Source organism: Segatella copri, assembly GCF_019249655.2.
GTDB lineage: Bacteria > Bacteroidota > Bacteroidia > Bacteroidales > Bacteroidaceae > Prevotella.
Map to the genome: position 1 here is coordinate 3,045,103 of NZ_CP137557.1, position 24,247 is coordinate 3,069,349.

Consider the following 24,247-nt stretch of genomic DNA (forward strand, 5'->3'; position numbering starts at 1 on the left):
ATTACTTGCGAAACTTGAATCTATATATTGTTTATGTGGTCGTAAACAGGGTTTAAACGGATTGAAATGGGGCTTAGAAATGCAGAAAAAGGGTATAAAAGTACCTGAAAAGGGTCTAAAGTGCATACAAAAAGGGTAATTAAGGCTTTTTAACTACAATTTTAGGAAAATTTTAGTTGTAAATGATACATTATTCAAAAAAAGTTTGTACCTTTGCACAAGTTCTTAGAAAAGTTAAATGATAGATTAATCGTAACTTCCCCTAACGTTCTTTTTTTCTAGGGGAAGGGAAGGGCTCCGGGGATTGTGAAATTGCCGGAGCCTTTTTTGTTTCTATTTTTTTAGAAATTTTATACCAATGTATGATGATTTCTGAAAGAAAAGTATTACCTTTGCAGTTAGTTTTTAAAACTGCCCTGCAAATGGGCTTTAAGAAGTAACATAAAATTAGAATATATAAATAAGAAATGAGAACCGTTTACGAATTCTCCGTTAAGGACAGAAAGGGAAAGGATGTTTCCCTGAAAGAGTACGCCAACGAGGTGCTGCTCATCGTTAACACAGCTACCAAGTGTGGCTTCACCCCTCAGTATGAGAAGTTGGAAAAGCTCTATGAGACATACCACCAGCAGGGTTTCGAGATTCTCGACTTCCCTTGCAACCAGTTTGGACAGCAGGCACCAGGTACTGACGAAAGCATTCATCAGTTCTGCAAGCTTACATACGGCACGGAATTCCAGCGCTACAAGAAGATTAAGGTGAATGGCGACGATGCCGCTCCCCTCTTCAAGTTCCTCAAGGAATGCAAAGGTTTCGCTGGATGGGACGAGAGCCATCCGCTCTACCCTGTGCTCGACAAGATGCTCTCTGAAGAAGACCCTAACTATAAGGAGAGCGCTGACATTAAGTGGAACTTCACCAAGTTCCTGGTCAACAAGAAGGGTCAGGTTGTAGCCCGCTTCGAGCCAACAACCAGTTTCGACGTAATTGCCAAGGCCATCGAAGAGTGGCTGAATGCATAAAAGTATTTTAGATTGTTAAGTCAAAAAGATTGTTAGTTCAATTTTATTGCTAATAAAATTAGCTTGAAAAATAAAAAAGCCAGCCTGCGTGAGCAGCCTGGCTTTTGCTTTTTAATCTACCTGAATTTAATCTACCTGAGGAACATTCTTGAGATATTTCTCAATCTCCTCGTCACTAACCTTATAATTCTGCAAATCTCCATTGAGATAGCTCTCGTAGGATGGCATATCAATCAAGCCATGACCTGAGAGACAGAACAGGAGAACCGGAGCGGTTCCCTCCTCCGTCGCCTTCTTTGCCTCGCGGATGGTAGCTGCGATGGCATGGCAACTCTCTGGAGCCGGAATAATGCCCTCGGCACGAGAGAAAAGCATACCTGCCTCGAACGCCTCAATCTGGGGGATGTCAACACCATGCATGTAGCCATCCTTGATAAGCTGCGAAATGATCATGCCCGCACCATGATAGCGCAAACCGCCGGCATGGATGTTGGCTGGCTTGAAGTCATGACCCAGGGTAAACATAGGCAGCAATGGAGTATATCCCGCTTCATCTCCGAAATCATACTCAAACTTACCACGTGTCAGCTTAGGACAGCTCTCCGGTTCGGCAGCGATAAACTCGGTGTGCTTCTTGCCACTCAGGTTATGACGCATGAATGGGAAAGCCAATCCGCCAAAGTTACTACCTCCACCGAAGCAGGCAATCACCTTATCAGGATATTCGCCAGCCATCGCCATCTGCTTCTCTGCCTCCAGTCCGATGACGGTCTGGTGCAAAGCCACATGGTTCAGAACGGAACCCAGGGTGTACTTACAGCCCGGAGTGGTAGTAGCCAGCTCCACTGCCTCGGAAATAGCCGTACCCAGAGAACCTGGATGGTGTGGGTCGCGGGTGATGATGTTCTTGCCCGCACGGGTACTCATGGATGGAGAACCCTCGACGGTGGCTCCGAAGGTGCGCATGATGCTGGAGCGGTATGGCTTCTGCTGCATGGTAATCTTCACCTGGTAAACGGCTGCCTCCAAACCGTAGAGCTTGGCTGCGTAAGAAAGGGCACAGCCCCACTGTCCGGCACCGGTCTCGGTGGTAACGTTGGTATCACCCTCCTGCTTGCAGTAGTAGCACTGAGGCAGTGCCGAATTGATTTTATGTGAACCTAATGGAGTAGCACTCTCGTTCTTGAAGTAGATGTGTGCCGAGGTACCCAGCGCCTCTTCCAGTCCGTAGGCACGAACCAGCGGTGTGGAACGGTAGTAGGCATACTTCTCTCGCACATCCTCTGGGATGTCGATCCATGCATGCTCTGTATCGAGCTCCTGCTTGGAGCACTCTTTATTAAAGATGTGTGACAAGTCGTCGGCTGTGAGCGGCTTGTGGGTCTGTGGATTCAAAGGTGGCAATGGCTTGTTAGGCATGTCAGCTTGAATGTTGTACCACTGAGTAGGAAGTTCCTGCTCCTGAAGGATAAACTTTTTCTGTCTCATGATTGTTATTATTTGATTATTTCTATAATTCTACCTACATTCGTTTACAGATTGCACGGATTTACGAAAGATTCCCTTTCAATCTGTCAGAACTTGGGCGCAAAGATACAAAGAATTTTCGATATAGGCAAAAGAAATGCTGATTTTATTTATAAAATATTTTAGAAAGTACTCCAAAGGGGTGGACAATGGGTGAAAATTATCCTACTCGGTGTTATTTTAGTCCAAAAAGCATATATAAAACAGTTTTTACTCCTATAAACAACAAAATTTACCCCATCATTTACAGAAAACTTCGTATCTTTGCAACAGTTAAAACAAACGGCGTTGGGAAACGCTAAATCATCATCTTTTACTTATACAAATAAACAAGCAATGGTTTCGATAAGAGTATCGAAACCATTGCTATTTTTATATATATCCAACTAAAAGCTATCTTTAGTCCACCTGGTTTTATGATGAGAAAACCTGATGGCACTTATTCATCCACCTGAATCCCGGAAATCATATCCAGCAGACTTCTGGCTTGCTCCACGCTCTTTACATGACTGATGCGGAGGATACGCTTGTTGTTCTTTTCCTTCAGGGCACAATCCTGAATATGACTGGTGGCATAAGCTATCACTCGCGAGAACATTTTACTGCGATAGAACGGACTATCCACATTGCTTACAAACTGCAGCTGCATGGCTCCACCCTTGAGCAGAATCTTCTCGCAACCCAGCAGCTTGCCCACACGGCGAAGACCTACCACATGAATCAGCTCATCACCTTCCTGAGGTATCGGACCGAAGCGGTCGATCATGCGCTGGCGGAATGCCTCCACTTCCTCATCCCTATCCAGATGGTCGAGTTCACGATAGAGCAGCATTCGCTCGGCACTGCCGGGAACATAGGAATCAGGGAAATACATCTCCAGGTCGCTGTCTACGGCGCAATCGTCTACGAAGTCATCGCCCGTAAGCTGCTCGCCCTCTTTCATCTCTTCCTGATAGAGGTCGCTGAACTCCTCGTTCTTCAGTTCGGTTACTGCCTGCGAGAGAATCTTCTGGTAGGTTTCGTAACCCAGGTCTTCCATGAATCCGCTCTGTTCGGAACCCAGCAGGTTGCCGGCACCACGGATATCCAGGTCTTGCATGGCAAGGTTGAAACCGCTGCCCAGGTCGCTGAAGGTTTCCAGGGCTTCCAGTCGGCGGCGTGCATCGAAGGTGAGCGCAGCCTTAGGCGGAGCTATCAGATAGCAGAATGCCTTCTTGTTGCTACGCCCCACTCTGCCTCGCATCTGGTGCAGGTCGCTCAGTCCGAAGTGGTGGGCATCCATCACGATGATGGTGTTGGCATTGGAGATGTCGATTCCGTTCTCCACGATGGTGGTGGAGAGCAGCACGTCGAAGTCGTAGTTGATGAATCCCATGATGATCTTTTCCAGTTCCTCGGGCTTCATCTGTCCATGTCCGATGGCTACGCGGCAATCGGGCACCTTCTTCTCTATCAGCATCTTCAGTTCGGGGAGCTTGGCTATCCTGTCGCACACGAAATACACCTGTCCGTTGCGGCTCATCTCGAAGTTGATGGCATCGGATATGGTTTCCGCATTGAAGGTAACCACCTCTGTATGAATAGGAAAGCGGTTTGGTGGCGGAGTGCGCATGATGCTCATGTCGCGGGCACCCATTAGCGAAAACTGCAGGGTGCGCGGGATAGGCGTGGCACTCATGGTGAGGGTATCCACGTTCACCTTCAGCTGGCGCAGCTTCTCCTTGGTGGAAACGCCGAACTTCTGCTCCTCGTCGATGATGAGCAGGCCCAGGTCGTGCCAATGCACGGTTTTGGAAATGAGCTTGTGGGTTCCGATGAGGATATCTATCTTGCCTTCTTCCAGGCTCTGAAGAATCTGTCGGGTATCCTTGGCAGTACGGGCACGGCTCAGATAATCCACGGTGACGGGCAACTGCTCCAGGCGATGCATGAAGGTTTGGTAGTGCTGGTAGGCGAGCACCGTGGTAGGCACGAGCACTGCCACCTGCTTGCCGTCGCACGCTGCCTTGAAGGCTGCACGGATGGCCACCTCGGTCTTGCCGAAGCCCACGTCGCCACACACCAGTCGGTCCATCGGACGCTTGCTCTCCATATCCTTCTTCACATCGGCTGTGGCCTTGCTCTGGTCGGGGGTATCCTCGTAGAGGAACGAAGCCTCCAGCTCGTGTTGCAGATAACTGTCTGGACTGTAGGCGAATCCCTTCTCCTTGCGACGCTTGGCATAGAGCTTGATCAGGTCGCGGGCTATATCCTTGATGCGCTTCTTGGCCTTGTTCTTCAGCTTATCCCAGGCGCCCGAACCCAGGATGGAGAGGCGCGGCGGTTCGCCGGTATCTCCACGGCGATACTTGCTGATTTTATACTGCGAGTGGATGGAGACGTCTACGATGTCGTGGTTGGCATAGAAGATGCGGATCATCTCCTGGTAACTGTCGCCCGTAGGCACACGTACCAGTCCGCCAAATCTTCCGATACCGAAATCCACGTGTACGATGAAATCGCCCGGTGCCATCTCCTGCAACTCCTTCATGGTGAGCGCCATCTTGCCCGCACGGGCAGAGTCGGAACGCAGGTTGTACTTGTGGTAACGGTCGAAAATCTGATGGTCGGTGAAGAAGCATGCCTTCTTCTCGTGGTCAACGAATCCCTCGTGGATAGTCTTGTCAACGGGCTTGAACTGTATCTGATATTTCTCCAGTTCCTCGCTGGCGAAGATGTCCTTGAGTCGCTGCTGCTGCTTCTGGCTATCGGCCAATATATATAAGGTGTAGCCCTTGAGCTGGTAATCCTCCAGGGTCTGTGCCAGGAGCTGGAAGTTTTTGTGGAAGAGCGGCTGCGGTGCCATATCGAAACTGATCACGGCATTGGAATGGCCCTTGGCTTCGGCAAACTGATCCTGCTTGCGGGCTATTGCGCCATCTGCCATCTTGCCGAATTCCACGCGCACGTGTTCGCACAGGGCATGCTGGAAGTCGGTGGCACTCACCAGGTTGAGTTCCTTCTTCATCTCCTGGCGGATGCGTTCTGCCTCCATCTCGGTGGCTCCTTCCAGCTGCTCGGTAAGGCTCTGGGTGGAGAATCCGTCGTTGTAAATCTTCTCGATGCAGTCGTGCAGATAGGTGTAATCCTTCATCACCACGAGCGCAGAAGGTTCGAGGAATTGGAGGAAGCACTGCTTCACGGTCTGTCCGGTGGCGAGTTCCGGCACCACCTCGATGCTCTCGCGCTTGTCCTTGGAGAGCTGGTCTTCGATGCTGAAGGTGCGGATGGTATCGATTTCATCTCCGAAGAAATCGATGCGGAACGGAAATTCACAACTGTAGGAATAGACATCGATGATGCTTCCACGCACGGCAAACTGGCCAGGCTCGTAGACATAGTCCACCTCCTGGAGCTTGAAATCGCGCAACTGATGCACCACATCTACCTGTGGAATCTGCTGACCGACAGAAAGTTTCAGAATCTTCTCATCCAGATGCTGTTTAGACACCACGAGTTCGGCAAGGGCATCGGGATAGGAAACGATAAAAATGGGGTTGCCTGCCGACAATCGGGCAAGCACTTCGGTTCGGAGTATCTCGTTGGCGGCATCGCGCTGGCCATACTTCACGGCACGGCGATAGCTGGAGGGGAAGAAGAAGACGCTCTCCTGCCCCAGCATCTGAGTGAGGTCGTGGTAGAAATATCCCGCCTCGTCGGCATCATCGAGCACGAAAAGCACCGACCGCTTCAACCTCGCCTTCATCGAACCGAAAAACATGGAGGCTGAAGAGCACACCAATCCCTGAAGAAAAAGTGAATGCACCGACTTCTTCTTCAGTAAATCAACGAGGGCATTCGCCTGGGGCGAACGCCCGTAAAGTTTTGCTATATCCTGTAATGTCACTTCTAATTACTACTAATTACTAATTCAAGTTTCGGAAGTAACCTCCGGTCCCCGAAGGGGGCCAACTTTCAATAACCGCTGGTGGAATGACCGAAGGTCATGGAACCTGCGGACAATCAACAGGAGGAAGAAAGCGTCCCCAAAGGGGGCGAACCACCTCCTGTCTTGCTACTGTTCGCCCCCTTCGGGGACGATTAGAGAGTGTGTCAGCTATCCGCAGGTTCCATGACCTTCGGTCATTCCACCAGCGGTTATTCACATTCGCCCCCTTCGGGGACGTTTGCGAGAGTCGACTATTCTAAGGCAGCAGGATGTCACTTGCAAAAGTCCTGTTACTAACTTATTTTTGGGTATTTCCTGAACCAGCCATCGAGTCGCAATCTCATCACTCCGAAGAATGCTTCGCCAAAGATACCGCCACTCATCTTGCTGGTTCCCTCGCGGCGATTCACGAAGATAACCGGCACTTCCTTGATCTTGAAACCAATCTTATAAGAGGTGTACTTCATCTCTATCTGGAAACCGTAGCCCTTGAAGCGGATGGCATCCAAATCGATGGTTTCCAACACCTTGCGACGGTAGCACACGAATCCGGCTGTGGTATCGTGTACCTGGAAGCCCGTGACGATGCGCACGTACTTGGAAGCGAAATAGCTCATCAGCACGCGACCGATAGGCCAGTTGACCACGTTGACTCCCGATACATAGCGGGAACCTACGGCTACATCGAAACCCTCGTCGTGGGTGGCGGCGTAGAGGCGTGGCAGATCGTTAGGGTCATGACTGAAGTCGGCATCCATCTCGAAGATGAAGTCGTAGCCATGCTCCAATGACCACTTGAAGCCCTTGATGTAGGCGGTGCCGAGACCCAGCTTGCCCTTACGCTCCAGGATGTGGAGGCGATTGGCAAACTCGCCGGCAATGAGATTCTTGACGATGGCAGCCGTGCCATCCGGACTTCCGTCGTCGATGACAAGGATGTCGAATTCCTTCTCCAGACCGAAGACGGCACGGATGATTTTCTCTATGTTTTCCTTCTCGTTGTATGTAGGAATGATTACAATGCTATCACTCATATTCTTTTGTTTTATAGTTACAAGTGCAAAAGTACAACTTTTATCTGAAATAAGCGAATTTATTGGTCGGGATTTTCAACAAAGCCCTGATATTCCTTATCAAGCCCCTGCATGATGGCGTCGTAGCTCTTGGTCATCTGGTTCTTGATGTTCTCCGGTCCCTTGCCTATCGGCTGGATTGGCTCGTGGATGGTGAGCCTGATAGGATGCCAGAATACCCAATAGATGTCCTTCATGCGTGGCTTGACATCGAAACTGCCGTTGATGGTAAGCGGACAAACCGGCAACTGCAACTCGTCGGCAAGCATGAAGGCTCCACGGCGGAACACGCCCATGTGGCCGGTGAAGGTGCGGGCACCCTCTGGGAACACCACGAGCGACATGCCTTCCTTCAACACCTCGCGCGCCTTATCGTAAGAGGCACGGATCTTGGAAGGACCGCTCTTGTCTACGAAGATGTGGTGGGCATAGACGCAGGCAAGACCCACGAGCGGGATGTTGCGGATGCCTTTCTTCATCATCCACTTGAAGTTACGGCCCAGGAAGCCATAGATGAGGAAGATGTCGAAGGCACCCTGATGATTCGCCACGAACACATAGCTCTGGCCTTTCTTCAGGTGCTCCCTACCCTCTACCTTGACGGGCAGGAAGAGGATTCTGATCCACAACTGTGACCACAACTTGCCTGGATAATATCCCCAGAAGTGGCCATTGCCCAGCATGCAGCCTATCACTGTAGTCAGGCTGGTAAGGATGCTTGCCACAATGAGTATGGGCAAGCAAATGACTAATTGGTATAATCTATATATGTACTTCATCTTGTTTATTTTCTCTTTAAAGTTATAACTGCGATTTCCGGGGTGGCTCCGATGCGGATAGGCACGGTGCCGCCGAGTCCGGCTGTGGTATAGAGCTGGCAGCCCTCACGCTCGTAGAGTCCGTAATCGTAAGAAGCTAACATGGTCGGACGCAGACCAAGCACGGAAACCTGTCCGGCATGGGTGTGACCGCTGAGGGTGAACTGCGGAGCCACGAGCACGGAGTCTCTGGAGCCGTGCATCTCGTTGATGGTAGACGGCAGCATTTCCTCCCACTGCGTTGGGATGTGCTGGAGCATCAGCACAAACTGTCCCGGCCTGATGCCATAGAGTGCCTGCGCCACCTGCGTGCGCTTAGGCTTGTCGTAGTTTTCCGTGCCAGCCACATAGATGGAATCCTTGCCCCGATGCAGCACGATGTGCTCATTCATCAGCAGTCGCCATCCGCAGGATCGCTCGAAATTCTGCACCCTGAGCTCCATCTCCTTCTTGGCAAGCTGGTCGTTGTCATCGATGTGCATATAATAGGTGTAATCGTGGTTTCCCAACACGCTCACCACGCCATCCTTGGCATTCAGCGAACTGAGCAATTCGTGATAAGGCGTTAATTCAGAAGGCTTTACATTCTGAATATCGCCCGTAAAGCAGATGAGATCGGCACGCTGGGCGTTGATGCTGTCGATGTCGCGCTGCGGCAAATCGCGTCGCCATCCGTAGAAGGAACCCAGGTGGATATCGCTGAAATGTACGATGCGGTAGCCATCAAACTCCTTCGGCAGATCTGGGACATAGACGGTGATATGCTTGACCTCAAACTGCCTGATGCCCTTAGTGAAGCCATAGATGAAGCAGAAGAATGCCACGACGGCAAGCACGCCACCCACCAGTTTGCCCCAGTTGCGTGAAGCATGCCGGCTAGGCGTATTGCGGTGGTGCTTGAATCGGCGTGAAAGGCGCATGCACTCCCAGCCCACGAAGCTGCAGAGGGCGAAGACAAACTGCGGCACGGCAAGTACCGCCATCATTCCGAACCAGATGTCGATGAGCATCGGGTCGTCGGGCATGAAGTCGGCACCCAGCGCCAGATAGGAACTGTATCCTATCACGATGGCCACAGGCAGCCAATATAAAATCTTTCTCCATCCCTTGCGCACGTGCAGATACTGCCTATCTATCCAGAGATAAGGCAACACAGAGAACAGCACGATGGGAATTAGAATTCTTGCTATCATATCATTATGATTATATTATTATATCTTATCGTATTATCGTTTAATATGCCCAGCTATAAACTATAAATTATAAACTATAAACTGCCAAAAACCTTCTCATCAGTTCTACGGGCACGCCACGGCGGCGGGCGTAATCGCGAAGCTGGTCATCGCCTATCTTTCCCAATTCGAAGTAGTGCGACTTGGGATGTGCGAACATGAATCCCGAGACGCTGGCATGAGGCGTCATCATTCCCGTTTCGGTGAGTCGAATGCCTGCCTGCTTCATGTCGATGAGCTGGTCGATGAGGAAATTGGCACTGGTATCGGGCAGCGACGGATAGCCGATGGCTGGCCTGATGCCCTGGTATTCCTCGCGATGCTGCTGCTCGATGGTGAGGTTTTCATCGGGTGCATAGCCCCAATACGCTCTATCTTTTCTCACCTCTTCGTGGAGTTTCTCTGCCGTAGCCTCAGCGAGTCGGTCGGACAGGGTTTGTGCCATCATGTTGAGATAGTCGTCATGGCTATACTCGTCGATGATGGTTCCATCCACCGATGTGCAGAACACTCCTATCTGGTCTCTGATGCCCTGGGAAAGAGGACGGATGAAGTCGGCAAGGCAGAGATTGGGTTCGCCTGGTGCCGAAGGATGCTGCTGGCGGAGCATCGGAAAACGGAAGCGTGTTCCAGGAAGGAAGAAAATTAAATCATCCCCTTCGCTGCAGACTTCAAAGAGCCGGAAGATGGCACGGGTATGGTATTTCTCCTCCCAGGAGGCAAGCATCTGCAATGCCTCTTGCTTCATCTTCTCCTTGTCTTCCCTTGGCTTTCCGCTCAGTCCCCAGGCATGATAGAAATAGAGCCAGTTGATGTACGGGGTCAATTCTGATATGCTATAAGTCTTATTCATTAACTTCTGAAATTCAATTCCTCTCCACGATAGTCGGCATCAAAGGCTCCCTTATTATATATAAGGTGGCCGTTGCAGAAGGTCTGCTCCACCTGCCACTGGTATTCGTGTCCCTCCATCGGGCTCCACTGGCACTTGCTCTGAATCACCTCCTTGGTCACCTTCCATGGCGACTGCGGTCTGACGATGACGATATCTGCCTGGTATCCCTTGCGAAGGAATCCTCGCTGACTTACCTGGAAGAGCTGGGCTGGCTGATGTGCCATCAGCTCTACCATCCTTTCGATGGTGAGCACGCCTTCGTCCACCAGTTGGAGCATAGAAACGAGGGAGAACTGAACCATCGGCATGCCTGATGCTGCCTTGGCACACCCACCCTGCTTATCCTTCAACTCATGTGGGGCATGGTCGGTGCCGATGGTGGCAATGCGCCCGTCGTTCAGGGCACGGCGAAGGGCATCGCGGTCGGCAAGCGTCTTGATGGCAGGATTGCACTTGATGAGTGCCTTCTTTGTTGCGTAATCGGCATCGGAGAAGACGAGATGGGCTATCACGGCTTCGCCGGTTATCTGAGGAAGATTCACTGAATCTGTGTTCTGAAGATTCTCTTTCGGAAGATTCTCTTCCTGATTATCAAAGAGTTCCAATTCCTTGGCGGTGGTAACGTGGGCGATATGAAGGCGGGTACCAAACTGCTTGGCGAGTTCTACCGCCAGTTTGCTGCTCTCGTAGCATGCCTCCACGCTGCGAATCTCAGGATGGTGCTCCACGGCAGGGTCTTCACCATACTTCGCCTTTGCCTCCGCCATATTGCGATTGATGATGTCGGTATCCTCGCAATGGGTCATTACGGGCAGATCGAGCTGCTGGGCTGTGCTGAACACGCGCTGCAACGACTCCATCTTATCCACCAGCATATTGCCAGTGCTGGAGCCCATGAAGAGCTTGATGCCCGGAACGTGATGCACATCGAGCTGGGCAAAGGAATCCACATTGTCGTTGGTGGCTCCATAGAAGAAACTGTAGTTTACATGACTCTTCTGTGCACCCAGCTTTCGCTTCTCCTGCCACGCCTCAAGGGTGGTAGTCTGCGGCACCGTGTTCGGCATCTCGAAATAAGAGGTGACGCCACCATAGGCAGCCGCACGGCTCTCGCTCTCGATGTCCGCCTTGCGGGTTAATCCCGGTTCACGGAAGTGGACATGGTCATCTATCACTCCAGGCAAAACAAAACACCCCGAAGCATCCACTACTTCGTCGTAGATGCCACGGGGTGCCATGCCTTCATATATCTCAGAAATAACTTCACCATCAACAAGAAGATCGCCCTTGAAGGAGCGACCCTCGTTGACTATAGTTCCGTTTTGAATTAATACTTTAGACATAATATAATGTTATCTTTTATTTTGCAGCCGGAATAGTTGGCTTTGCTAAATCATTAGGGGTTGGAGTCGCTGCTGGGGCTGTCGCCGCACTAGGGTCTCCCTGAGGTGCTGCCATCTGCTCCATTTCCGGAGTCACGCCGCCTGTAGATTCATGCGTACCATTCATGATGGCCTGGTTTTCCTGCGCCTTCTGATAGTAATCCTTCACGTAGGCATCGTTCTTGAAATGGTCGGTGGCCTTGCTCATGATGTCCTCAATCCATGGTGAAAGCATCGGATACTGATTGCCCATGGTGACGAGAAAGAAGACGCCCGGACCCAACACGTTATCGAAATTATCGGTGACGAAGGATGTGATCAGCTTATCCTCCTGGTCAGAGAGTCGCATCGCCTCCTCGTTGAGTTTCGCCGTAACCACCTGCATATCGCTACCGTTCATGATAGCCTGGTCGTGCTTATGAACCAACTCACGCTGCTGATTCTGCAACTGCTGGTATTTCTTGAAGAACCCGAAGAGCTTGTCGTTGAGCGGCGTGCCACTCACCACCTGCTGGGTATCATCAAGCTTCACCGTGATGCATCCGCTCTCCAGAACGAGTGGCAGCACGGGTTCATCATCCATGAAGATGTTGGCCATCTTGGCAGAATCCACACTTCCCTGGAAGTGGAACTGCCCATGGACTACATCACATGAATCAATTTTCTTAAATTCATTGTCTTTCAAGATTTGAAGATACAGCATACGACCATCTAAGGTGCTTACGTTAGAAGTACCTGAGATATCGTAACTGGCGGCGCATGATGTAAGCGCCATTAAGGTGATCAGTGCGTAAAATATCTTATTCATAAGCTTTGTAATTCACAATTCAGTGAACAAAAGTACAATCAATTATTGAAGTAGCGAAATAAATTCAAGCAATTTAATTGAATATTACATCTATTTATGTTTTATTTGCATTTTAGCTCGTGCGAAATGCGATGCGTGGTGTAGAGTTCGAGCAAGGCTGCGATGAGCAGGAACACCACCCACTTGTTGTAGAAATACGTGATGTAAGTCTCCTGATTGGCAAACCAATGGCGGAAGAAGGCGTACACCGTATCTACCATCGAGATACCCGACAGCACGAAGAAAATATCGGCAATATACTGCATGCGCTTCAGACGGTGGATGACCTGCGAATCGCCCTCGTAGAACTGCATCGCCTGCACCAGGGAGAAAAGCACGGTGCCCAACAGGAACATCCAGCAGGTGTAAAGCAACATATTAGGATAAATAAAGCCAAATGCAAAGCAGCCCGCACCGACAACCATCAGTACGCCGCCAAGCAGAAAAATAGCACTCTGTATCTTACTTAACTGTTTCATCGTTATGATATAAATAGGGTTTAACAATATTACTCAACACTCTCAGTCTGCGGTTCGTCAGCATCATCCGGCGGCACCACCTCATCCGGCAGATCGGTGCTCAGCACGAAGATGTCTTCATCGTCCGACTTCATGAAGTAACGCTCACGGGCTATCTTGCCAAAGACATCGGGTCCCTGGCGCATCTCCTTGAGCTGACGGGAGTCTTTTTCATACTGTTCACGGTATTTTCCGATCTCTTCACGCAAAGTTGCTATCTGCAACTGATACTTGATGTGCTGGCGGATGCTGTTATCATCAACAACGCCCACAATCAAAACACCCGCTATAATGACTATAAGATACTTATAGTGAGCGAGATAGTTCCATATAATACTTAGTTTCTGACTCATTAATTTCTATAATTTGACTTTATTTGTCTGAATTTGTTTGCAAAGATAATATTTTTTTGTTATCTTTGCATCACAATTAAGAAAAAATAATGCAAGACAACAAAGTTTCAAGCAAAAAGTAATGGAAGAATACATCGTTTCTGCAAGAAAATACCGTCCGATGACCTTCGATTCGGTTGTTGGACAGAGTGCATTGACCACCACTCTGAAGAACGCGGTGAAGAGCGGCAAGCTGGCGCACGCCTACCTCTTCTGCGGTCCTCGAGGCGTGGGCAAGACCACTTGTGCCCGCATCTTTGCCAAGGCAATCAACTGCGAGCATCCCCGCGAAGACGGCGAGGCATGCAACGAGTGCGAGAGCTGCAAGGCTTTCAACGAACAGCGTTCGTACAACATCTTTGAGCTGGACGCCGCCAGCAACAATGGCGTTGACCAGATCAAGACCCTGATGGAGCAGACCCGCATCCCGCCTCAGGTGGGTAAGTACAAGGTGTTCATCATCGACGAGGTGCACATGCTGAGTGCACAGGCCTTCAACGCCTTCCTCAAGACACTGGAGGAACCGCCATCGCACGTAATCTTCATCCTCGCCACCACCGAGAAGCACAAGATTCTGCCTACCATCCTGAGCCGATGCCAGATTTACGACTTCGAGCGCATGACCGTGGCCAACACCATCGCCCACCTGAAGATGGTGGCTGAGAAGGAAGGCGTGAAATACGAGGACCAGGCACTCGCCGTCATCGCAGAGAAAGCAGACGGCGGTATGCGCGATGCCCTCTCCATCTTCGACCAGGCGGCAAGCTTCTGCCAGGGCGACATTACCTATCAGAAGGTGATAGAAGACCTGAACGTGCTCGACAGCGACAACTACTTCAAGCTGGTAGACCTCGCCATAGAGAACAAGATAAGCCAGATGATGGTGGTGCTCGACGGTATCCTGAACAAGGGATTCGACGGCGGCAACATGATTCAGGGACTCGCCAAGCACGTGAGAAACGTGATGATGGCAAAAGACCCTCAGACCCTGCCCCTGCTGGAAGTAAGCGACGAGCAGAAGGCTAAGTATGCCGAACAGGCCAAGAAGGCACCTACACCTTTCTTATATAAGGCACTGAAACTGATGAACGAATGCGATGTGCACTATCGCCAGAGTTCGAACAAGCGCCTGCTGGTAGAGCTTACCCTGATACAGATAGGACAGATTACACAACCGGAAGACCAGGACGTGCCTAGTGCGGGGCGTACGCCCCATAGACTAAAATCCCTGTTTCAGAAAATCATTGCCCAGCTTAAGCCTGCTGCTCAGGGTGCAGGTGCCGGGCAAGAGAGCGGAAGCACAGCCTCATCCCCAGAGGGAGAAGCTGCGACTGTCGCTGCGGCTACTGCTGCGCCAAAAGCAGCTACAAAAGCAGCTCCTGCGAAGAAGAAGATAAGCCAGGTGAAACTGAGCGGCATAGGCATGAGTTTTGCCAACCTGAAGAAAACGGAAGAGGCTAACCGACGCACGTATAATCCTATCGACCAGTTGAAGGACGACCCGAACGCCCAGGCTGCCCATACAGATACGGCTACGGATATCGAATTTACCCAGGAACAGGTGGAAGGACAATGGATAGGCATGTGTCTGAGAATGCAGAACGTGAAGGATTTCATTGGTCTTGCCAACCGCATGAAAGCGGTGGTTCCGAAGATTACACAATACCCGAACATTGAAGTGGTGGTAGACAACCAACTGCTGCTCAACGACATTCAGAGCATCAAGGGAAGAATACTGCAAACCTTCAAGATAGGACTGGGCAACCAATCTGTAACCATCGACTATCGACTGGCAGAAGCCAACGAGGTGACCAAGATTCTCTCGAAACGGGAATTGCTGGACAACCTGATGAAGGAGAACCCAGCCATCGCCAAACTCACCCAGGAGCTGAAGCTAGTCATGGCATAAACCTATATTTTAAAGAAAACAATGGCAAGAAGATTAAGAAAGAAACGCATCGCTATCATACTGATTACGTTCACCGCTATCATAGGATGGACTACGCACAGCTGCGTATCCCGCTGTTCATCATCTGACGAGAAGGCTAAAGCGGATACCCTGCCCAAGGCGCACATCAACGACTCCATCTCGAACGCACTGACCGAGGGAAAGGAATACCACGAGATTGACTCCGTGGTAGAGAGATACCTGAAACGTTGGGAAATCAACGGTGCCCAGCTCGTCATCACCCGCAACGACTCCCTACTCTACGCCCGCGGATTCGGATGGGCTGACAAGGAAAAGGGCATCAAGATGGAGCCTAACATGCTGATGCGATTTGCCTCGGTATCGAAGCTCATCACGGCTGTGGGCATCATGAAACTGCAGGAGATGAAGAAACTGAAGCTGAACGAGAAGGTGTTCGGACCGAAGGGAATCCTCAACGATACCACCTATAATAATGGCATCAAGGACCAGCGATATTACGACATCACCGTGGAGCAGCTGCTTCGCCATCAGGCGGGTTTCAACAACTACGCCGGCGACCCGGTATCCTCCACCCGATACATCATGATGCAAAACCGCCTCACTACTCCTCCCGACCACAAGACACTGCTCAGGATTCTGCTGAAGCGCCATCTGGGTTATACGCCGGGTCAGGGCAAATGCTACAGCAACCTGGGCTACATGATCCTTTCGATGATTATCGAGAAGAAGAGCGGCATGAAATACGAGAACTTCATGCAGAAGTATGTGCTCCAGCCTGCCGGATGCTACGACATGCACATTGCCGGCACTTACTTAAAGGACCGCCGCCCCAACGAGACGAAGTACTACATGCACCAGGGCAGCATCCCTGTGTATGAATACAACAACAGTGGACGACTGGTGGAAAAATGCTATGGTGACACCGACCTTCCCCGCCTGTCGGGCGCAGGAGCCTGGTGTGGTTCGGCTGCCGAGCTGAGCCGTTTCATAGCCAGCATCGACGGAATGCCTCATGTGAAGGATATCCTGAGCAAGAAGAGCATCCAGTTTATGACCACCGAGCAGCCCGACCATCAGTATTCCATCGGCTGGAACTACACGCCGAAGAGCAATCGCCCATGGATTCGCACGGGTTCACTGGCCGGCACATCGGCTCTGGTTCTGAAGTATCCCGACGGTCAGTGCTGGATTCTCATCACGAACACATCCACCTGGAAGGGTCACGGCTTCTCAAACGACAGCATGGCTTTCTTTGAAAAACTAAGACAGAAATACATGCCGGGCATGCCTAAGAAGGATTTGTTCATCTAAAGGAAAGCTGATTCCTCATAAAGGATAGATTTATATAGCCTGAAGAGGAAATATAATTAGCCTTAAGGAGAAATATATTTAGCCTTAAGGGAAAATATAATTAGCCTTAAGGGAAAATATAATTAGCCTTAAGGGAAAATATTTTTTGCCTTAAGGATAGATATTTTTAGCTTTGAGGATAGGCATTTTTAGCTTTGAATATAGATAGACATAGATGAAAAGAAACAAAATAAAAGTCCCTGGAGAATGGAAACATCTCCAGGGACTTTTATTTTACTTTATTATCTTATCTGTTTTTACTTCCAAATGAAATATGCTTTTTTTAGAAAGTATACTTCAAACCAATCTGACCACGCCAGCGGCTGTAGTAATCGCTATAGCTCTTGTAAGCATAAGCACCGGTAAACTGGTAAACACCACCACCCTGATAGTTAACAGGAGAATAGTAGGTGCCGAAGCCATCACCATAGGTATGACCCCAATCCTTGTTCAAGAGGTTGCCCACGTTGAGGATATCGAAGGTCAACTCGATGGAGTTAATCTGACCAGCTACCTTGAAGCTGTACTTCTGACCGAAGTGAACATCGAAATGATGCTCGAATGGCAGGTTATCTGCATAACGCTCGTAGTACTCGCCACGGTGCTTGCTGAGGTAAGAATCCTCTGCAATCCACTTCTTCAACATCTCACGCTGCATCTCTTCGGTGAGCTTATCGCCATGATTATCGCCAAACATGCGCTTGGTGAAGGTATTGTTGTTATACTTGGTTTCCTCGAAACGCATCTTGTCAATCTGTGCATCGGTTGGGATGAAGAACAGGTCATTACCCTTGGAACCATCCTCGTTCACATCACCATAATAATAATAGGTGTAAGGTGAACCGCTCTTAGCCTGGTAGATGACACCCAGGGTTGTCTTCCACTGCTTCTGATGACCATAGTCGATGTGGTAGTAAGCAGATGCCTGGATGCGGTGAGGCACGTTGTAGGCAGAGTTACCCACCTCCAAGTCGTTGCAGTCGCGATGAGTATACTGGTAAGTCCATGAACTCTTAGCCACAGAAGAACCGCCATTGGCAGCACTGCGTGAACGGGTCCAGGTGTAACTTGCCATCAGGTCGAGACCGAAGTCGAAATGCTTCTCCGCCTTCAGAGAGAGGTTGATGGTATGACCCTTCGATGTATTGCCCAGGGCATAGACACCTGCGATAGGAGTACCCTTCACTACACTCTGATAGAGCGGACGGTTGTCCCACTCGTAACCATACTTCTGAGAGAAGGTTTCACCACTCTGCTCCTGAGCCAGGTTCTTATAGAGAATATCATTCAATGTCTTTGAGTAGATGGCCTCAGCGGTCCAGTCGATGCCCAACAGTTCAAAATCGAAACCGAGGTTAAGACGGAGGTTCTGGGCAAACTTAAAGTTCTTGCTGCAAACGGCAATATCCTGGTTACCGGCGCTCACCTTCATCTTATCGGCATTGGCATTCTGCTTGCTTGGGTCGAGGATGAGCTCCAAGCCCTTGGTAGAAGAGTTGTTGCTATCGTATGAAGAAAGCTGCAGACCTGTGCCTGAGAAGTTGTTGCTTACCCAAACAAATGGGATGCGACCGGTGAAGACACCTGCACCACCACGGAGGATGAACTTACGGTCGTTGTTGATATCCCAACGGAATCCCACACGAGGAGAGAGCATTGGAGAGAACTTGAGCTTATCATTGGTCTTCATGCCCCAACCCATCTTCTCAGACAAGGCGTTGAACTCGGCATTCTCCATCGGAGTGTCGAAGAACACAGGAATATCCAGACGGAGACCATAGGTAAGAGTGAAATTGTTGCTGGCATTCCACTTATCCTGCGCATAGAAACCAAACTGACCTGATGAGAACTCAGAAGCCCAGTTAGGGTCGCCGGTTACACTTGTATTAGCCTGTCCGTAACGATACTGGTTCATGTAAACCTTGTTAGGATCCAGCTTATCATTCATATAGTCATCATAATAAGCCTTGAAGTTGTCGTATCCCTTGAAGGTATAAGAACCGAACTTATCAGAGATGAACATGTTCTTGAAATGGTAAAACTCGTTGTGGGTACCGAAGATGAAGGTATGGTTGCCACGGAGCCATGTCAGGTTGTCCTCAATGGTCCAGATATCCTGGTTCAGGTAGTTAGCCTGAGAGTTACGCTCTGTACCGATGTTCACCGTACCGCTACCCACACCTGTGATGGAAATCATAGGGAGGTTGGCCTTGATATCACGGCTATCGCGTACTCTTACGAAGCTGACACGGGCCTCATTGCTCACGTTTGGAGAGATACGGCTCTGAAGCTCAGCGATGAAAGAGTTGGTATTGCTCTTGAAAGGATAGCTGTAGGCATAGGTGTTCAGGCTGGAAGCACTGCCGCCGCCACTCAACTGCTCTGCCTTGACCAGACTCCAGCGGATGGCAAACTTATTGAACTCGTTGATGTTCCAGTCGAGTTTCAAGCCCGCCTTATCGCTCTTGGTGTAGATATCCTGGTTGCTGAAGTAGTCATTGAATGCTACGCCCTGCTTCTCAGCCATCTTCTGCAACATATTCATGATGTCCTTCGCCTGATCGGTATTCACCTTCGAGTTACCGGAATCCACACCATAGAGGTTAGGATATTCCTTGTTGGTACGCTCGTAGTTGGCGAAGAAGAAGAGTTTGTTCTTGATGATAGGTCCACCCAGGGTAACACCCATGTTATACTGAGTCTGCTTCTGATACTTAGGCGCATAACCCGTGCCATCCAGATAAGGATACTTGGTACCGATGAGGTCCTGGTTGTAGCCATAGTAATAGGCAGAACCGTGGAACTTGTTGGTACCGCTCTTGGTGATGGCATTGATGGCACCACCGGTGAAACCGCTCTGTCGCACATCGAAAGGAGCTACAGACACCTGAATCTGCTCGATGGTCTCCATAGATACAGGCTGAGCACCCGCCTGACCGCCGTTATTACCGCTGGAAGCCAGACCGAACACGTCGTTGTTGGCCGCACCATCAATCATGAAGTTGTTGTATCGGTTGTTGGTACCGGCAAACGACATGTTACCCGAATTGGTAACCGTGAGCTGAGGGTTCAAGCGAGCCACATCGGCAATGCCGTGGGTGATACTAGGCATATTGTTGATCTGCTCGGCATTCATACTGGTGGCAGCACCTGTACGAGAAGCAGCGAGACCCGCCTTGCCAGCTACCACCACTTCCTGGAGCTGATGCGCATCCTCCTTCAAGGAGAAGGTGAGGTTGGTAGTCTCACCCAAGCTCAGGTTTACATTGTTGACACTCTTGTCCTTGTATCCGATGTAAGATACTTCAACCTTGTATGGTCCACCCGGACGCATACCCTGGATGGTGTAACGGCCATCGATATTCGTCACGGCACGATACACCGTACCTGAAGGCTGGTGAATGGCAGTAACGGTAGCACCGATGACACTCTCATCGTCGGATGTTACCTTACCGCTGATGCCAGATGTGGTAATCTGCGCCATTGCCGTAGAGACAACAAAGGCTAGCAAAACCACTAGTAAATGCAATCTTTTCTGCATAGAATTTCAGATAAATTGGTTAATAATAACAGGATTTCATCTTCCCAGAAGACTTACTTAATCCTTTTTATACTTCTTAGCTGCAAATTTAAACAAAATTTTTGAAATAACAAGTTTTTAGAGGAAGAAAATTCGATTAAAATTGGAAAAAGACCCCGAAATAGGTGTTTTGGGATATAAACAGCTGACTATAACTGCCGAACACGCAGACAAAAAAAGATGCACTCCCCTATTACTAGAGAAGTGCATCCATTTATTTTATGGCTTATCTATTCTGTACCACTCCTATCCATTAGTTGAAGATGTAACGGATAGAGAACTGGATAGAATAGGTAGAGTTGAAGCTTGTGTTGTTGGTGTATGTCTTAGACAATACTTCCTTACCATTCTTCTGGAACTGGAATGAACCCTGAGCACCATTCTTGCCAGCTGTATATTTCAACAACTTGGTGTTGTTAACGGTCTTGTAGAGACCCCAGCTGTTGTTCAACAGGTTAGCCAAGTTCTTGATATCAACACCAAACTGGAGAGTATTCTTCTGACCAGCTACGTTGAGATAGAAGTTCTGGTTGAACTTGAAGTCCAACTGATGATGCCAAGGCATCACAGCACCACCACGCTCAGCATACTCACCCTTGTGATTCTTCAGGTAATCATCCTGGTTGATGTAAGCCCAGAAGTCATCCTTCTGCTGCTCAGCTGTATATTTACCATTGTCCTTGAAGTTCCACTTATCCAAAGCCTCGCGGGAAGCTGGGATGTAAACCAAACCGTTAGAACCGTAGTCGTTAACTACATTGCCAGTCAACTGGTAAGTGTAACGTGTGCAGCTGTAACCGTCAGCATAACCCATATTCATACCCTCGTAGATCAAGCCAACCTCAGAACCGAAGTTCTTACCGTAGTCCTTCTTGTAAGAAGCAGAGATGAGCAAGCGGTTAGGAGCCACGTAGGTACCATAACCCAACTCCTTATCGTTGTTACCGTTTACAGAGTAACGGTTGTTGTAGTAGGCAGAAGAAACCTGGTCGCCTACACCATCACCGTAAGACTTAGCCTTTGAATAGGTGTAAGATGCAGAGAGGTTCAAACCGAATGCAAACTTCTTAGCCAAAGATGCAGTGATTGAGTAGTAGTATGCCTTATGACCAGCGTTTGTAATCATATAAGGGTTGATAGATGAGTTGCGTGAATACCACTTACGCTTGTCACCAGGAGCCAACTCTATGTATGAATTACCATCCCAGTAGCGGTCGAGGTTGATAACAGTAGCTGGATTGAACTCACGGCTATAGATACCCTCCAGAGAGAAGTCAATATCGTAAGGCAACTTGGCATCCAATGCCAGAGAAGTCTTCCAGGTAGCATTCATCTTCAAGTCCTTGTCGATGATGGTAGGAGAAGAAGGAGCTGCTGCATCATCACGGTTAACAGCCAAGCCCTGCTGCTTCAATACATTTACCTGCTCATCACGGCTAGCATAGAACTTATCCATCAAATATTTAGCACCCTTGTCAGATGGAGTATTATAATAATAGGTGTACTGACCGCAACCAGCGTTACCTACAGCAGATACGAGCCAGACGAAAGGCAGACGACCGATGAAGTAACCTGTACCACCACGGAGCACCAACTTGTGGTTGCCGAGGATATCCCAGTTGAAACCTACACGAGGAGAAACTGTCAAAGGAGCATCAGGAAGCTGATCGGTAGTGTACTGAGACTCTACACCAGCATCGTTCTTCCACTTCATGGCTGCGAAGGCCTTGTTGTAGTTGTTCTTCAGCTCTGGATAGATAGGCAACTCGAAACGCAAACCTGCTGTAAGGCGGAAACGGTCTGAGAAGTTAACCTGATCCTGAACATAAGCAGAGAACTGGTTGTACTTCATGGTAGCGTTAAACTGGCTTGAACCATCCATAGGGAAGGTAACACCATAGCTTCTAGGAGCCTTGCCGTTCATGAAATCGTCCATAGACTCGAACACATAGTAACCTGCAGAAGCAGCACCGAAGCCGTTGGTAGCCTCGTTGGTCTCAAACTGGAGACCAGCGGTGAAGTTCTGGATACCCATGGCCCATGAAGCCTCATCTGTAGCAACGAAAGTCTTCACCTGTCGCAGGTTACCCTGAGTAAACGGATCAGGACCGAAGCCCATGTAGTAAGAACCATTCTTCAGAATATCTACAGTTGGGAACATACCACCTACATAAGTACGTGGCTCATCCTGATAGGAGTAAGTAGCACGGAGTACATTGCTTACACCACCCCACTTAGAGTTCCACTCAGCAGCGAAAGAAGTAAAGTTCTTCTCCTGATAATAGCGTGCACTCTCGAAGTAGAGACCTGCATTAGCTGTACGACCCGACTGAGACTTACCACCTGTAGCATCCTCACCACCAGGATAAATGACAGAATCCTTGAATGGAGTGGTTGAGCTAGATGGAGCTGAAGAATCCTTGTCGTGACTCTTAGAGAAACGGATGTTCAACTTGTTGTTCTCGTTGATGTTCCAGTCGATACGAGCCAGGAACTTGTATGATGGTGTATCAAGAGAATATCCCTGATAACGACCTGGGTTGTAACCATAGGTCTTGTTGAGGAAGCTGAGCATATTGTCCATATCGCTCTGCAATGGGCGGTGAACGGTACCAGATGATGGAGACCAATCATCAGAAGCATTTACACGAGCCGTACCAGAAGGACCAGCAGAGATGTTGCTCTGATATTCACCGTTGGCGAAGAAGAACAACTTATCCTTGATGATAGGACCACCGAAGCTGGCACCCCATGTAGTAGAATGAGACTGGAGACGATTCAACTCGTAATCGCTCACCTTGTTACCACGCAAGTGAGAGTTGGTAGTGTACATATAAGCTGTACCCTTGAAATCATTGGTACCGCTCTTGGTTACGGCACTGATAGCACCACCTGTAAATCCACTCAAACGAACATCGTATGGAGATGAAGATACTGAAATCTGATCCAAAGCATCGAGTGAAATTGGTGATCCGTTGCCTGGCAGGTTACCACCAATACCGAAGGCGTTGTTGAACGCAGCACCATCCACAGTAACGTAAGACTGACGGTAGTTACCACCACCTACAGCAAAACCGCTACCTACGTTGGCACCCTGAGGAGTCAACTTCAAGAGGTCGTTCATGCTACGAGATACGGTAGGAACAGCCTCAATCTGGTCGGCATTAATACTTGTTGTAGCACCAGCACGGTCGGTGCGCATGTTGTTGTTGCGATCAGCCACAACCACTACGTCTTCCAACTGAGCAGCATCCTCAGCCAAAGTCTCGTTCAAGACTGTGTTCTGACCAAGAGAAAGAGAAATGCCCTTTACCTGCTTGTTCTTGTAACCCACGTAGGTTACTTCCAGAACATAAGGTCCACCTGGGCGCATACCCTGAATAGAATAACGACCATCCATGTTGGTCACTGCACGATAGACTGTACCAGAAGGTTGGTGAACAGCCTTGATTGTTGCGCCAATGACATCTTCGCCATTAGCTGTAATTTTACCACTAACGCTAGATGTTGTTATCTGCGCCATTGCTGTGGTTACCATAAAGGCCAGCAAAGCCACTAATAAATGCAATCTTTTCTGCATACCTTTTATTATAAAAATTTAATTAATTGTTTGGGAAATATTCCCTCTTATATCGTTATCGAGTGCAAAATTAAACAAAAAATCCAATATAAGTGTTACAAAAGGGTGAATTTTATGCTTTTAAACATAAAAAAAAATCTGCGTTAAGCAAATAACGCAGATTTTCTTTAAAT

General features: G+C 49.2%; 15 protein-coding genes. 3 read left to right on the forward strand and 12 right to left on the reverse strand.

Annotation, left to right across the window (positions count from 1 at the left end; genetic code table 11):
• Window positions 1-467: 467 nt before the first annotated feature.
• Window positions 468-1,022, forward strand: coding sequence for a glutathione peroxidase (locus KUA49_RS12480; protein ID WP_218411666.1), 555 nt, complete (start codon window positions 468-470; stop codon window positions 1,020-1,022).
• 126 nt (window positions 1,023-1,148) lie between these two features.
• Here KUA49_RS12480 and KUA49_RS12485 read toward each other — a convergent pair whose 3' ends face one another.
• The 10 genes from KUA49_RS12485 to KUA49_RS12530 form a co-directional block, all read right to left on the reverse strand.
• Window positions 1,149-2,510 carry a TrpB-like pyridoxal phosphate-dependent enzyme gene (locus KUA49_RS12485; RefSeq protein WP_218411665.1) on the reverse strand — a complete coding sequence of 454 codons (1,362 nt, stop codon included), beginning with the start codon at window positions 2,508-2,510 and terminating at the stop codon, window positions 1,149-1,151.
• 478 nt (window positions 2,511-2,988) lie between these two features.
• Complete coding sequence (gene mfd / locus KUA49_RS12490; protein ID WP_218411664.1) at window positions 2,989-6,435, reverse strand: transcription-repair coupling factor; 3,447 nt, start codon at window positions 6,433-6,435, stop codon at window positions 2,989-2,991.
• Window positions 6,436-6,770: 335 nt separating this feature from the next.
• Window positions 6,771-7,511, reverse strand: coding sequence for a polyprenol monophosphomannose synthase (locus tag KUA49_RS12495; RefSeq protein WP_218411663.1), 741 nt, complete (start codon window positions 7,509-7,511; stop codon window positions 6,771-6,773).
• A gap of 59 nt (window positions 7,512-7,570) precedes the next feature.
• Window positions 7,571-8,329, reverse strand: coding sequence for a lysophospholipid acyltransferase family protein (locus tag KUA49_RS12500; protein WP_218411662.1), 759 nt, complete (start codon window positions 8,327-8,329; stop codon window positions 7,571-7,573).
• Between the two features lie 5 nt (window positions 8,330-8,334).
• The gene (locus tag KUA49_RS12505) at window positions 8,335-9,561 is read right to left on the reverse strand and encodes a metallophosphoesterase (RefSeq protein WP_218411661.1); all 1,227 of its coding nucleotides are present in this window, start codon (window positions 9,559-9,561) and stop codon (window positions 8,335-8,337) included.
• Window positions 9,562-9,628: 67 nt separating this feature from the next.
• Window positions 9,629-10,453 carry a vitamin B12 dependent-methionine synthase activation domain-containing protein gene (locus tag KUA49_RS12510; protein ID WP_218411660.1) on the reverse strand — a complete coding sequence of 275 codons (825 nt, stop codon included), beginning with the start codon at window positions 10,451-10,453 and terminating at the stop codon, window positions 9,629-9,631.
• Window positions 10,453-11,838 carry a dihydroorotase gene (locus tag KUA49_RS12515; protein WP_218411659.1) on the reverse strand — a complete coding sequence of 462 codons (1,386 nt, stop codon included), beginning with the start codon at window positions 11,836-11,838 and terminating at the stop codon, window positions 10,453-10,455. The genes KUA49_RS12510 and KUA49_RS12515 overlap by 1 nt, the downstream gene beginning before the upstream one ends.
• Window positions 11,839-11,854: 16 nt before the next feature.
• A complete protein-coding gene (locus tag KUA49_RS12520) occupies window positions 11,855-12,685 on the reverse strand; it encodes a DUF4369 domain-containing protein (RefSeq protein WP_203040258.1) in 831 nt (276 codons plus the stop codon).
• A 101-nt stretch (window positions 12,686-12,786) separates the two neighbouring features.
• Window positions 12,787-13,203, reverse strand: coding sequence for a hypothetical protein (locus tag KUA49_RS12525; RefSeq protein ID WP_203049037.1), 417 nt, complete (start codon window positions 13,201-13,203; stop codon window positions 12,787-12,789).
• A 29-nt stretch (window positions 13,204-13,232) separates the two neighbouring features.
• Window positions 13,233-13,595 (reverse strand): FtsB family cell division protein, encoded by a 363-nt coding sequence (locus tag KUA49_RS12530; protein ID WP_218411658.1) that lies wholly within the window; start codon window positions 13,593-13,595, stop codon window positions 13,233-13,235.
• Between the two features lie 121 nt (window positions 13,596-13,716).
• Here KUA49_RS12530 and KUA49_RS12535 point away from each other — a divergent pair, with 121 nt between their 5' ends.
• Window positions 13,717-15,543, forward strand: a complete 1,827-nt coding sequence (locus tag KUA49_RS12535; protein ID WP_218411657.1) for a DNA polymerase III subunit gamma/tau — start codon at window positions 13,717-13,719, stop codon at window positions 15,541-15,543.
• Window positions 15,544-15,564: 21 nt separating this feature from the next.
• Entirely contained in the window at window positions 15,565-16,875 is a 1,311-nt protein-coding gene (locus KUA49_RS12540) for a serine hydrolase domain-containing protein (protein WP_203049040.1), read from the forward strand.
• A gap of 322 nt (window positions 16,876-17,197) precedes the next feature.
• Here the strand turns inward: KUA49_RS12540 and KUA49_RS12545 are convergent, their stop codons facing one another.
• Window positions 17,198-20,455 (reverse strand): TonB-dependent receptor, encoded by a 3,258-nt coding sequence (locus KUA49_RS12545; RefSeq protein ID WP_218411656.1) that lies wholly within the window; start codon window positions 20,453-20,455, stop codon window positions 17,198-17,200.
• Window positions 20,456-20,747: 292 nt separating this feature from the next.
• Window positions 20,748-24,074: a TonB-dependent receptor domain-containing protein gene (locus KUA49_RS12550; protein ID WP_218411655.1), complete on the reverse strand. Its 3,327-nt coding sequence runs from the start codon at window positions 24,072-24,074 to the stop codon at window positions 20,748-20,750.
• Between the last annotated feature and the right edge of the window lie 173 nt (window positions 24,075-24,247).

Bases quoted from the DNA above. Each gene is read 5' to 3' on its own strand.
- KUA49_RS12480 (WP_218411666.1), top strand. From the start codon at position 468: ATGAGAACCGTTTACGAATTCTCCGTTAAGGACAGAAAGGGAAAGGAT.
- KUA49_RS12485 (WP_218411665.1), bottom strand. From the start codon at position 2,510: ATGAGACAGAAAAAGTTTATCCTTCAGGAGCAGGAACTTCCTACTCAG.
- KUA49_RS12495 (WP_218411663.1), bottom strand. From the start codon at position 7,511: ATGAGTGATAGCATTGTAATCATTCCTACATACAACGAGAAGGAAAAC.
- KUA49_RS12500 (WP_218411662.1), bottom strand. From the start codon at position 8,329: ATGAAGTACATATATAGATTATACCAATTAGTCATTTGCTTGCCCATA.
- KUA49_RS12505 (WP_218411661.1), bottom strand. From the start codon at position 9,561: ATGATAGCAAGAATTCTAATTCCCATCGTGCTGTTCTCTGTGTTGCCT.
- KUA49_RS12510 (WP_218411660.1), bottom strand. From the start codon at position 10,453: ATGAATAAGACTTATAGCATATCAGAATTGACCCCGTACATCAACTGG.
- KUA49_RS12515 (WP_218411659.1), bottom strand. From the start codon at position 11,838: ATGTCTAAAGTATTAATTCAAAACGGAACTATAGTCAACGAGGGTCGC.
- KUA49_RS12520 (WP_203040258.1), bottom strand. From the start codon at position 12,685: ATGAATAAGATATTTTACGCACTGATCACCTTAATGGCGCTTACATCA.
- KUA49_RS12525 (WP_203049037.1), bottom strand. From the start codon at position 13,203: ATGAAACAGTTAAGTAAGATACAGAGTGCTATTTTTCTGCTTGGCGGC.
- KUA49_RS12530 (WP_218411658.1), bottom strand. From the start codon at position 13,595: ATGAGTCAGAAACTAAGTATTATATGGAACTATCTCGCTCACTATAAG.
- KUA49_RS12535 (WP_218411657.1), top strand. From the start codon at position 13,717: ATGGAAGAATACATCGTTTCTGCAAGAAAATACCGTCCGATGACCTTC.
- KUA49_RS12540 (WP_203049040.1), top strand. From the start codon at position 15,565: ATGGCAAGAAGATTAAGAAAGAAACGCATCGCTATCATACTGATTACG.
- KUA49_RS12545 (WP_218411656.1), bottom strand. From the start codon at position 20,455: ATGCAGAAAAGATTGCATTTACTAGTGGTTTTGCTAGCCTTTGTTGTC.
- KUA49_RS12550 (WP_218411655.1), bottom strand. From the start codon at position 24,074: ATGCAGAAAAGATTGCATTTATTAGTGGCTTTGCTGGCCTTTATGGTA.